10 protein-coding genes and 1 tRNA gene are annotated in these 11,207 nt (G+C 66.4%); 2 read left to right on the top strand and 9 right to left on the bottom strand.

Annotated elements, in window-relative coordinates:
* Positions 1 to 153: 153 nt before the first annotated feature.
* From EJJ38_RS15340 to EJJ38_RS15300, 9 genes are all read right to left on the bottom strand, one after another.
* Positions 154 to 1,551, bottom strand: a complete 1,398-nt coding sequence (locus tag EJJ38_RS15340; protein WP_127090986.1) for an MFS transporter — start codon at positions 1,549 to 1,551, stop codon at positions 154 to 156.
* A 118-nt stretch (positions 1,552 to 1,669) separates the two neighbouring features.
* Positions 1,670 to 2,263: a TetR/AcrR family transcriptional regulator gene (locus EJJ38_RS15335; RefSeq protein WP_164738525.1), complete on the bottom strand. Its 594-nt coding sequence runs from the start codon at positions 2,261 to 2,263 to the stop codon at positions 1,670 to 1,672.
* A 434-nt stretch (positions 2,264 to 2,697) separates the two neighbouring features.
* A tRNA-Arg gene (locus tag EJJ38_RS15330) sits at positions 2,698 to 2,774 on the bottom strand.
* Between the two features lie 268 nt (positions 2,775 to 3,042).
* The gene (locus tag EJJ38_RS15325) at positions 3,043 to 4,467 is read right to left on the bottom strand and encodes a sensor histidine kinase (protein ID WP_245454264.1); all 1,425 of its coding nucleotides are present in this window, start codon (positions 4,465 to 4,467) and stop codon (positions 3,043 to 3,045) included.
* Between the two features lie 173 nt (positions 4,468 to 4,640).
* Positions 4,641 to 4,982: an HPr family phosphocarrier protein gene (locus EJJ38_RS15320; protein ID WP_127090984.1), complete on the bottom strand. Its 342-nt coding sequence runs from the start codon at positions 4,980 to 4,982 to the stop codon at positions 4,641 to 4,643.
* The gene (locus tag EJJ38_RS15315) at positions 4,951 to 5,352 is read right to left on the bottom strand and encodes a PTS sugar transporter subunit IIA (RefSeq protein ID WP_127090983.1); all 402 of its coding nucleotides are present in this window, start codon (positions 5,350 to 5,352) and stop codon (positions 4,951 to 4,953) included. Before EJJ38_RS15315 ends, EJJ38_RS15320 begins: the two co-directional genes overlap by 32 nt.
* A gap of 114 nt (positions 5,353 to 5,466) precedes the next feature.
* Complete coding sequence (locus EJJ38_RS15310) at positions 5,467 to 5,919, bottom strand: HPr kinase/phosphorylase (protein ID WP_127090982.1); 453 nt, start codon at positions 5,917 to 5,919, stop codon at positions 5,467 to 5,469.
* On the bottom strand, positions 5,916 to 7,676 hold the full coding sequence (locus tag EJJ38_RS15305) for a sensor histidine kinase (protein WP_127090981.1): 1,761 nt from the start codon (positions 7,674 to 7,676) through the stop codon (positions 5,916 to 5,918). The genes EJJ38_RS15310 and EJJ38_RS15305 overlap by 4 nt, the downstream gene beginning before the upstream one ends.
* Before the next feature lie 43 nt (positions 7,677 to 7,719).
* Positions 7,720 to 8,421, bottom strand: coding sequence for a response regulator transcription factor (locus tag EJJ38_RS15300; RefSeq protein ID WP_127090980.1), 702 nt, complete (start codon positions 8,419 to 8,421; stop codon positions 7,720 to 7,722).
* 210 nt (positions 8,422 to 8,631) lie between these two features.
* Here EJJ38_RS15300 and EJJ38_RS15295 point away from each other — a divergent pair, with 210 nt between their 5' ends.
* Positions 8,632 to 9,336 (top strand): HugZ family pyridoxamine 5'-phosphate oxidase, encoded by a 705-nt coding sequence (locus tag EJJ38_RS15295; RefSeq protein WP_127090979.1) that lies wholly within the window; start codon positions 8,632 to 8,634, stop codon positions 9,334 to 9,336.
* Between the two features lie 145 nt (positions 9,337 to 9,481).
* Complete coding sequence (locus tag EJJ38_RS15290; RefSeq protein WP_245454263.1) at positions 9,482 to 11,095, top strand: phosphoenolpyruvate carboxykinase; 1,614 nt, start codon at positions 9,482 to 9,484, stop codon at positions 11,093 to 11,095.
* Positions 11,096 to 11,207 lie beyond the last annotated feature (112 nt).

Genomic DNA, 11,207 nt, shown 5'->3' with positions numbered 1-11,207 from the left:
GGCACGGCGAACGGCATGCCCTTGCGCGCAAGGGTTGAGCAATCAACGCCACGGAATACCTGGGCAGCTAATGCCAAGGTTTCTCACATTTGCTGAATGTGTGCAATATGAAATGCGCTTCCCGGCCAGCGCCGCAGCGTCTCGGGGGATCCCTCATGCGAGCGCGCGGCGGGCGCGGCCCGTCGGTCCGAGCACGATGATGAGCCCGAGACTGAGCACCAGCGCGCCCGTGATCACGGCGAACATGGCGGCCGGTCCCGAGGCCGTGAGCAGGGGCAGAAGCACGAGGGGGACGCAGATCGATACGAGCCGGCCGACGGCCCAGGCACCCGCGGTGGCGGAGGCCCGTCGCGAGGTGGGAAACATCTCGGCTGCGTAGAGGCCTAGGATTACGTTGTAGACCGCGCTTGCGAGATTGAAGATCAATCCCAGCAGAACCAGCGGGATGAGGGCCGTGGTGGCCGCGAATGCGATGCCGGCGCAGACCATCACGCTGGCGGTGACCACGAGCGCGGCGCGGCGGTCCAGGAGGTCGATGGCGGGGGCTGCGGCCAGGATGCCCACAGCCGGCCCCAGCATGGAGAGGCCGGAGAAAAGGATGGAATCGCTGATGGAAAATCCCTTGTGCACCATCACGGCGGCGCTCAGCAGCGGGAAGCCCAGCGTCGCCCAGGGACCCAATCCGTAAAGCGAGGCGAGGAACATGAACCTGCGCCGGTTGCGCCCCGGCTCGGGCGCGTGCGTCTCCCCCGTCTCTTCCGAGGCGGCGAGGGTGGGCGCTGAAGGCTTGGCGCGGCCTGAGGCCGCCGCCTCGAAGCGCTTCAGGGCCAGAAGGGCCTCTTCATCGCGCCCCCGCGCCGCCAGCCAGCGGGGCGATTCCGGCATGCGCCCCAGCAGCACCGCCGGGATGGTCGCGACGAGGCCTCCGCCCGCCAGCACCCAGCGCCATCCTTCCAGGCCGAAGGTCATGGGCGAAAGCGCCTTCATGGCGAGGATCGCCGCCGGTGCGCCAAGAAAGGCCAATCCGGCGCACGCCAGCATGAGCGCGCCGCGCCGGGCCGGGGGGAGGATGTCGGACATGTAGGTGGCGGTGAGGGGCGGATATCCCCCGATGGCAAGGCCCGACACGAACCGCGCGATGGTCATCGAGGTGACGTCCTGGCTCGCCGCCGCGGCGATGGAGCTGACGGCGATGATCACCAGCGCGATCTGCAGCGCGAGCCGGCGGCCATGGTGGTCGGCCAGCCACCCGAACAGGGGCGCGCCCAGCGCGCCGCCCGCGAAGACCGAGGCGAGGAGGAGGGACAGATCGGAGCGGGCCAGATTGTAAGGAGGGGCCAGGAAGACCGCCACCAGCACATTGCTCAAGGCGACTTCGGCGATATCCGCCGAAAGGCCGATGGTGCAAAGCGCGAAGATGGCTCCGTGCAGCGGCGTGACGGGCAGCGCATCCATGCGCGCGCCGATGAGAGCCGCCCCTTGCGGGGCTGCCGGCTCGGACGCGAGGGAGGGAATGCCGGCAGCAGCCGGTTGTCCTGATACGGCGTCCACGACTCCGGCATCCTTCGTCGATCAACCTTGCCGATGGGGAAGGTAGCTGAAGAATGGTCTCGGGATATAGGCCGAAACAGCGCGGGAGCAGGAAGAGCACGCGCCGGTGTTACGAAAGTTATGCTTTCGAGCGGGTATCGCGCCCGGGCGCCGTTGCGCTGCCGAAAAGAATGGTCTGGCACATCAGGCGATACCGCTCCGAGAGATCCGCGAGCGGCGGCGGCGGCAGGGCCTGATTGACCCCTCGGGCACCATCGGCAAGCGCCTGGGCGATCTGTTTCGGCGACAGGGCGCCGGTCAGCCGCAGCAGGCCATCCTCAGCGAGCGATATGATGAGGCGCTCCAGGTCGTCCTGAAACGAGATGGCGAATTCGATCATGATGTCGCGGGACGTCATGAAGGCCACGGCATTCAGCTCGACCGTATGGGGTGAGGACTGCACGATCCGCCGGGTGGTGCCGTATCGGATGTTCATGATCTCGCTGATGATCTCAACAGCACTGCCGCCGTCCCGCCGGATCCTTTCTCCGGCCTCGAACCCCAGCTGAATGCCCTGTGCATTGCCATGGCGGACGGTCGCCCGATAGGCTTCTTCTTTGCTGTTGAAATAGTAATACAGGGCCCGCCGCGTGAAGCCGCACTCCTTGGCGAGTTCGACCATGGTCAGCTTGCCGTAGCCGTGGCGTAAGAATGCCTGCGACACTTGAAGCATCAGATCGTTGCTCGGAATCATTGTCTTCGACCGCGAGGAAAGCAATGCCCAGTCGATAATCTGATAAAATATAATAAATTATAATGCCGGTCTCATTGTGTATCTGTCAATCGGCCATTTCAATTTGTGCTCTGTATGCATCTGGAAATCAGAGTGTATTTCCCTATGGGAAGCTGCATCTTCTCCCGCCGATTCGTCTTCTTCGGAGAATAGATTCGCAGTGCACGTCGCCTACAGCAGGCTCGAGCGGTCTGATCTGGCGCTCCACTGCGAAAGCCGCCGGCAAAGGGGCCCGCTTGATTGCGTCGTCCGCCCTCTCGAGAGGGGGGCGACCAATCTGGGGTACGCCGCCTGCGTGCGCAAACCGTGGGACGCGCCGATGGTTCAGCGAACCGAGGATCGTTGCCGGAAGCTCGCTAAGGTTTTTAAGGGAATGGCGCGCCGGGGAAGATTCGAACTCCCGACCCCCAGATTCGTAGTCTGGTGCTCTATCCAGCTGAGCTACCGGCGCCGATGTCTCCGTCCGGGAAGCCGGATCGAAGAAGGCTCGCCTGCCAAGCGGCGGCGAGGCGCGTGAGATAGCCTGTCTTCCGGCCCAAGGCAACCCCGCGCGGCAGAGAAAACAGCATGGCTGTGGACAGGGGCCAGAGTGCGAGCGCCCCATTTGGAAACACTCCGGTGCTTCGAGATGGGGCGTGAATCGCTCTCCATCAATGAGGCAGAGGCTGATTCACCCGTCAGGCTGATTCAACCTGACGGGATCAGGCTCTCAGCGTCCTTCAGGCCCGTGCGCGCAGGGCCCGCGCCTGGCGCAGCTCGGCGGGGCGATCGGGGATGGACATGAGGAAGGTGGCGCCGATGGTGCCTTCCACCAGGCGGATATCGCCGCCATGGGCCCGCACCAGTTCGTCGGCGATGGGCAGGCCGAGGCCCGTGCCGCCGCGCCGGGCGGAGCCGCGGAAGGCCGAGAACAATTGCTCGCGCTGGCCGGCGGGGATGCCCGGCCCGGTATCGCTCACCTGGATCTCCACCACCGTGCCGCGCCGGCGCGCGATGACACGGATCTGGTCCCGGTCGGGATTGTTGGGCGCGCGTGCCTCCAAAGCCTGCTTGGCGTTGCGGGTGAGGTTCAGCAGCACGCGGAACATCTGGTCGGGGTCCGCATCCATGGTCAGCGGACGTTCCAGGGAGGCGATCCAGCGGATCGGGCCGTCCGCCGTCAGGCCCAGCGTGTCGCGCACCTCGTCGATGAGGGCGTCCACGTCCGTTTCGCGCCGCTCCGGCAGGGGCTCCTGGGCGCGGCCGTAGGAGAGCGTCTGTTCGCAATAGGTGATGGCGCGGTCCAGCGCCGCCATCAGCTTGGGCACCACGCGCTGGACGGTCGGATCCTCCACCACCATGAGGCGGTCGGAGATGAGCTGCACGGAGGCCAGCAGATTGCGCAGGTCATGGTTGATCTTGGAGACGGCGAGCCCGAGCGCAGCCAGATGGGTCTTCTGCAGCAGCGTCTGGGAGAGGCCCCGCTGAAGCTCCGCCAGGGCCTCTTCCGCCGTGCCCACCTCGTCGGTGCGGCCCGAGGGCACGATGATGCGGGAGGCATCCTCAGGCGCTTCCCGGAAGGCGGACATCCAGTCGGTGAGCCGCCGCATGGGCCGCACGAACAAAGCGTTGAGGCTCACATAGATGAGCAGGCCCGCGCCCGCCGAGATCACCAGCGAGACCACGAAGATGGTGGTCGCGAACTTCACCATGGCCTTCTTCAGGGGGCGCTCGTCGAGGACGATTTCCAGGAAGTCGCCGTCGCGCGGCGCCTCGGCCACCACGCGCAGCACCCGGTTGTGCTGGGAGAACAGGGTCTCGAACGCATCGATGACGGCGCGCCAGAAGGGCACGTCGCGCATGTCCACATGCTGGTCGATGGAGGGCGGCATGTCCGACACGGCCAGGAGGCGGCGGGCATCCTCGCGCTTCACGACCACCACCTGGGCGCCGATGCTGTCGAGGATCTGGCGGCCCAGTTCCGGCGGCACGGCGTCTTCCGGCGCGGCTTCCAGCACCAAGGCGGCGGTGCGCGCGGCGGCCACCCGGTCGGACAGCCAGGACAGGCGGAAATTGGCGAGGGAGGGCACGAAGATCGCCACTTCGGCCAGGGTCACGAACAGGACGGTGAGCAGCAGCAGCTTGCTCGAAAGGCCGAGCAGCACCTTCCGGCGCGGTGCAGCCGGCGGGAAAGGGAGAGAAGGAGTATCCTGCCTCGGCATGCCCGTCACGATGGCGTGTGTCTCGACCTTGATACGGATCGTCACGTCTCAGCGGAAAAAGATCACGGGATTGTGTCTTCCGGGGGGCACATGGGCGAAGCGTGGCGGTTGGGGCGCTATTCTTCTTCGCCGAAGCGGTTGGCCACCAGTGCTTCCAGGGCGGAGAGCACCGCGTCCGCCTCGGGGCCGGTGGCGCTCACGGTCACCGTGGTGCCGGGGGCCGCCGCCAGCATCATGAGGCCCATGATGGAATTGCCGTCCACGGCCTCGCCGTTGCGGCAGACTTTCACCGCGCTGTTGAAGCTCTCCACGGTCTGGACGAACTTCGCGGAGGCCCGGGCATGCAGGCCGCGCTTATTGATGATGGGCAGGACGCGCACCTGGGCGCCGTCCTTGGCGGGCTCGCCGCACGCGGCGAGGATCGCGTCATTTTCCGGCGAGTACGCGGCTTGCGACATTGATGTATTTCCGCCCGGCTTCCTGGGCGACGTTCACCGCCTCCGCGAGAGGCAGTTCGTTGCGCACCTTGGCGAGCTTCACCAGCATGGGCAGGTTGATGCCCGCCACCACTTCCACGTCCGGCGCGTTCATGACGGAGATGGCGAGATTGGAGGGGGTGCCGCCGAACATGTCGGTGAGGATCACCACGCCCTGTCCGGACTGAACCCGGGCCACCGCGCCGAGGATGTCGTTGCGGCGCTGTTCCATGTCGTCGTCGGGACCGATGGTGACTGCGGCGACCTGCGCCTGCGGTCCCATGACATGCTCCAGAGCGGAGCAGAACTCGGTTGCCAGACGGCCGTGGGTGACAAGTACGAGACCGATCATGTTGCCTCCGCCTCCGCTGTTGAGTGCAGAGGCAATCCGCCGTCGCGGGGTCGTCATATTCAGAGCGGCTCAAAAATTACGCAAGGGGTGCATCGCACAAAAGCACATGCGAGATTAAAAAATCTCAGTTCCAAACCACGCCGCGACCAGAAGCGCACCATCCGCGCCGGGTGGCACCGCAATGCGAAAGAGTGGAATTCCCTCAAGAATGACCTGTGCGTGCACCGGCTCCGGCAGGCGCTGGGCATCGGCGGCGGCAAGGTCCATCACAAGCCGGATCGGGCAGCTTTGAACCGGGGACAGCCGCCGGATGCCGAGATTGCGCGCCTCAATGAGGCCGGCGAGCGGCTCCGGTGCGCTCGCGTGAAGATGGCCGTCGCGGGCTTCCAGCAGCACCCGGTCGTCCGCCACCAGCATGGCGGGGGGGAGGCTGCGGGGCGCATCGAGGATGAGCCGCAAGGCGAGGGTGGACTTGCCGCTGCCCGAGGGGCCGCGGATCAGAACGCCTGCGCCGTCCAGCGCCACGCAGGAGGCGTGGATTGAAGGGGCGTGGCCGGCGGGGCTCATGTGCTCGGCAGGCGCACAGTGAGGCGCGCCCCCAGAATCCTCTCGCCGCCTTCGCCGTCCGGCTCCGTGCGGTTCTCGGCCCAGATCCGCCCGCCATGGGCTTCCACGATCTGGCGGGAGATGGAGAGGCCGAGGCCGGAATTCTGCCCGAAGCCCTGGTGGGGGCGGTCCGTGTAGAAGCGCTCGAAGATGCGGTCGATGGCGTCGGGCCGGATGCCGGGACCCTGGTCCTCCACCCGGATCTCGATGGCCGTCTTGAGGCGGCGGCAAGTGACGCGCACCGTGCTGCCTTCCGGCGAGAAGGAGCGGGCGTTGGAGACGAGATTGTCCACCACCTGGCCGAGGCGCGAGGCATGGCCAGGAATGGTGAAGCCCTGCGGCGCGCCGGGCGCGCGCTCGAAGTCCAGGGCGACGCTGACGCCGTCGTCACGGCGCACGTCCTGCGCCATGCCCACCACCATCTCCAGCAACTGCTTCAGGTCCACGCTGTCCGCTTCCTGGCGCTGAAGCTCGGCATCGAGGCGGCTCGCATCGGAAATATCCGAGATGAGGCGGTCGAGCCGCTTCACGTCGTGCTGGATCACTTCCAGCAGCCGCGCGCGGGAGGTGTCGCTCTTGGCGAGCGGCAGGGTTTCCACCGCCGAGCGCAGGGAGGTGAGCGGGTTCTTCAATTCGTGCGCCACGTCCGCCGCGAAGCTCTCGATGGCCTCGATGCGGTTATAGAGGGCGCTGGTCATGTCGCGCAGCGCGCCGGAGAGATGGCCGATCTCGTCGGAGCGAGAGGTGAAGTCGGGGATCTCCACGCGCGACTTGGTGCGCCGGCGCACCCGTTCCGCCGCCGCCGCCAGCTTGCGCACGGGGTCCGCGATGGTGCCCGCCAGGAGGATGGAGAGCAGCACCATCACCGCCGCCGCCACGAGGAAGACGCGCACGATGACGAAGCGCTCCGCCTCCACCGCCTGGTCGATCTCCCCGCCCTGGGTGGAGAGGAGCAGCACGCCGAGGATGGCCCGGAAGCGCTGGATGGGAACCGCCACGGAGACGACGATGCGCCCGCGCTCGTCCACGCGCACGGCGCTCGCCTTCTGGCCCAGCGCGGCTGAGGCCACCTCGGGATATTCCTTGCCGCTCTGGGGGCCGAACTCCTTGTAGAGCGGCAGCTCGCCCCGGCCGATCCAGCTGTGGGCCGCGCGCCAGGCGCGCTCCATCAGGCCGGGCGGGGTCTCGGTGGGCGAGGGCAGGTCGAAGCGCAGGATCTCGCCGCGCGAATAGAGCGAGCGGGAATCCAGCAGCATCATCCCGTCACGGTCATAGATGCGCGCGCGGGTGCCGGTGGGGCCCACAAGGCGGCGCAGGACCGGGGCGACGCGCTCGGGATTGATGGGGAATTCCAGGGGCGAGAAGCCCTCGTCCGGCCCGTAGCTGTCGCCCGCCTGCAGCTCCAGCAGCCGCTCGGGATCGATGGTGATGGCATTGGTCTCCACCTGCGCCGAGGCGGCGATGGCGGCGGCGATGATCTCGCCCTGGACCAAAAGGCTCTGGACGCGCGCGTCGATGAGGCCGGCGCGGAATTCCGACAGATAGAGAATGCCCGACACCAGCGCGCACAGGCCCGCCAGATTCAGCAGGACGATGCGCCGGGTGAGGCTGGAGAAGCCCTTGAACGCCACGAAGCGGGGCACGCGGCGCAGGGCCGCGAAAAGGCCCAGGGGGGCCTTGCGCTGTGGGTCGGGGATCTGGTCTGCGTCGGTCGTCATGGGGATGGGCGCCCGGAGCGCGGGCTCCTTCGGGCGCCCGCTCTCACGCTTCCTTGAAGCGGTAGCCGACCCCGTACAGGGTCTCGATCATATCGAAATTGTCGTCCGTGGACTTGAACTTCTTGCGCAGCCGCTTGATGTGGCTGTCGATGGTGCGGTCGTCCACATAGACCTGATCGTCATAGGCCGCATCCATCAGCGCGTTGCGGCTCTTCACCACGCCCGGGCGCTGGGCGAGCGCCTGGAGGATCAGGAACTCGGTGACCGTGAGGGTCACGGGCTCGCCCTTCCAGGTGCAGGTGTGGCGCTCGGGATCCATGCGCAGCAGGCCGCGCTCCAGCACCTTGGCGCTGTCCGTCTCGCGCGGGGCGGTGCCGTCCTTGCCGGCGAAGCGGCGCAGCACCGCCTTCACCCGCTCCACCAGCAGGCGCTGGGAGAAGGGCTTCTTGATGAAGTCGTCGGCGCCCATCTTGAGGCCGAACAATTCGTCGATCTCCTCGTCCTTGGAGGTGAGGAAGATCACCGGCATGTCGGTCTTCTGCCGCACGCGCCGCAGCAACTCCATGCCGTCCATGCGGGGCATCTTGATGTCGAAGATGGCGAGGTCGGGCGGATTGGACTTGAAACCGTCGAGGGCGGAGGCGCCATCGGTATAGGTGTCGATCCTGTAGCCCTCGGCCTCCAGCGCGATGGAGACGGAGGTCAGGATGTTACGGTCGTCATCGACGAGGGCGATCGTGGGCATGACACCTCTTTTCAAGCGTCGGGCGGCAACGCTGATCTAACAGGGGTGAACCCCGTTCGCGTGGCCGAAATGTGACACTGCGCGTGTCCGTCGCCTAAAAATAGCGCCAAAACCCTTTATCAACAACGCGGGAGCTTCCACAGGTGGCCAAGGCGCGCGCGCCATGCCTGCCTTGCACCCCAGATTTCCCGCCTTTTCCGGATTGCCGCCATGCCCAACGACCTCTCCGCCACCGTGGTTCGCCTGCTGCGCGAGGCGCGCTATGCGAGCCTTGCCACCCTGGAGGAGGGCGGCGCGCCTTATGTTTCGCTGGTGACCGTGGCGCCCGACGCGGACGGCGCGCCGCTGCTGCTCCTGTCGGATCTCGCCCGCCATACGGGGAACCTGAAACGGGACGACAAGGTTTCGCTTCTCGTGACCGATGTGCGGGCCGCGGACCCTATGAACGCGCCCCGCGCCAGCCTCATTGGCCGGATCGCGCGGGTGGAGGCGGACGCGGTGAAGGGGCGGTTCCTCACATGGCATGCGGACGCGGCAACCTATGTGGACTTCGCCGACTTCGCCTTCTATCGCGTGTCGTGTGAGGAGGTTCATCTGGTGGAAGGGTTCGGCCGCATCTCCACCTTGCCCGGTGCCACGATCACCATCGACTGGTCGGAGGCGGACGAGGTGCGCGAACGGGCGAAGGGGGTCCTCGACCATATGAATTCGGATCATGCGGACGCCATCGGCCTCTATGCCACGGCGCTCCTCGGCGCACAGGCCGGTGACTGGCGCATGATCGCCATCGACCCGTCCGGCTGCGATCTGCAACTGGAGTCCCAGGTGCGGCGCCTGCCTTTCCCGCGTCGCGCAACAAGTCTTGCTGCGGTGCGAGAAGTTCTTGTGGCACTTGCGAAAGAAGCGCGTAATTGAAGAAAAGCTGAGATTAAATCGTTTTTAAATGGGGGCGAAGTGGTTCACAGAACCCGTGCCGCCCTCTAAGTTCCGCGCTTCCGCCAAAGCTCAGCGAAAGCGGGCAGGCGTGCAACGTCATGTTGAAGGCCAGAGGAGACGAGCCGTGCTCGAGACCGGACAACGCAACAGCGCCTGCGGCGCGGACAGCTTCGGGCTGCGGCAGCTTGCGGGCGTACATTGGAACCTGACCGAGCCGGCGCTGTATGAGCATGCGCTCGCCAATCGCGAGGCCCGCCTGACCAGTGGCGGCGCGCTCGCCGCCGAGACCGGCGTGCATACCGGCCGCAGCCCCAAGGACAAGTTCGTCGTCAAGGATGCCGCCACCGAGGGTGAGGTATGGTGGGACAATAACGGCGCCATCACTGAAGCGCAGTTCGATGTCCTCTACGAAGACTTCCTGAAGGCCGCCGAGGGCAAGACGCTCTACGCCCAGGACCTCTATGGCGGCGCCGACCGCGACTACCAGATCAAGGCGCGCGTCTATACCGAATACGCTTGGCACTCGCTGTTCATCCGCACCATGCTGCGCCGGCCCGAGCGGTCCGAGCTTGACGGCTTCGTGCCCGAGATGACCATCATCGACCTGCCGAGCTTCAAGGCGGATCCTGCCCGCCACGGCGTGCGCTCGGACACCGTCATCGCGGTGAACTTCAAGCGCGGCATCGTGCTCATCGGCTCCTCGTCCTATGCGGGCGAGATGAAGAAGTCGGTCTTCACCTTCCTGAACTACCTGCTCCCCGCCAAGGGCGTGCTGCCCATGCACGGCTCGGCCAATGTGGGCCAGGACGGCGACGTGGCGGTGTTCTTCGGCCTGTCGGGCACCGGCAAGACCACCCTGTCGGCCGATCCCAACCGCACCCTGCTGGGCGATGACGAGCATGGCTGGGGCAAGGGCGGCGTCTTCAATTTCGAAGGCGGCTGCTATGCCAAGACCATCAACCTCTCCAAGGAAGCGGAGCCCGAGATCTTCGCGGCCTCCAACCGCTTCGGCACCATCCTGGAGAACGTCATCCTCGATCCCGTGACCCAGGTGCCGGACTTCGACGATGGCCGCCTGACCCAGAATACCCGCTCCTGCTATCCGCTGGACTTCATCCCCAATGCCAGCCCCAGCGGCAAGGCGGGGCAGCCCAAGAACATCATCATGCTGGTGGCGGATGCGTTCGGCGTCATGCCGCCCATCGCGCGCCTGACCCCCGACCAGGCCATGTACCACTTCCTGTCCGGCTACACCGCCAAGGTCGCCGGCACGGAAAAGGGCGTGAAGGATCCCGAGGCCACCTTCTCCACCTGCTTCGGCGCCCCCTTCCTGCCGCGCCACCCCAGCGTCTACGGCAACATGCTGCGCAGCCTCATCGCGGAGCATGGCGTGGATTGCTGGCTGGTGAATACCGGCTGGACCGGCGGCAAGTTCGGCGTCGGCCGACGCATGCCCATCAAGGTCACGCGCACCCTGCTCACGGCGGCCCTCAACGGCTCGCTGAAGGACGTGGCGTTCCGCACCGACCCCTATTTCGGTTTCGCGGTGCCCACCTCGCTGCCGGGCGTCGAGCCGCACATCCTCTATCCGTCCAAGACCTGGGCGGACAAGGCGGACTTCGACGTGACGGCGCGCCGCCTCGTGTCCATGTTCCAGGAGAATTTCGCGCGCTTCGAGAAGCATGTGGACGCCTCCGTGCGGGACGCCCAGCCTCAGGTCCGCATCGCCGCCGAGTGAGGCAGGCCGCGGCCTGACGACATTGTGAGGGCCGCCCCCGGTAACCGGCGGCGGCCCTTGTTCGATGGCGGTGCGCAATCCATTGTCGCGCGAGCCTGGAACTGCTAAAAAT

This window comes from Aquabacter cavernae, assembly GCF_003993795.1.
Lineage (GTDB): Bacteria > Pseudomonadota > Alphaproteobacteria > Rhizobiales > Xanthobacteraceae > Aquabacter > Aquabacter cavernae.
Note: the sequence above shows the minus strand (reverse complement) of the source record. Positions and strands in the feature narration are given on the sequence as shown.

Coding starts and splice junctions, on each gene's coding strand:
- EJJ38_RS15300 (WP_127090980.1), bottom strand. CDS start 8,421: ATGCCCACGATCGCCCTCGTCGATGACGACCGTAACATCCTGACCTCC.
- EJJ38_RS15315 (WP_127090983.1), bottom strand. CDS start 5,352: ATGATCGGTCTCGTACTTGTCACCCACGGCCGTCTGGCAACCGAGTTC.
- EJJ38_RS15305 (WP_127090981.1), bottom strand. CDS start 7,676: ATGACGACCGACGCAGACCAGATCCCCGACCCACAGCGCAAGGCCCCC.
- EJJ38_RS15295 (WP_127090979.1), top strand. CDS start 8,632: ATGCCCAACGACCTCTCCGCCACCGTGGTTCGCCTGCTGCGCGAGGCG.
- EJJ38_RS15335 (WP_164738525.1), bottom strand. CDS start 2,263: ATGCTTCAAGTGTCGCAGGCATTCTTACGCCACGGCTACGGCAAGCTG.
- EJJ38_RS15310 (WP_127090982.1), bottom strand. CDS start 5,919: ATGAGCCCCGCCGGCCACGCCCCTTCAATCCACGCCTCCTGCGTGGCG.
- EJJ38_RS15320 (WP_127090984.1), bottom strand. CDS start 4,982: ATGTCGCAAGCCGCGTACTCGCCGGAAAATGACGCGATCCTCGCCGCG.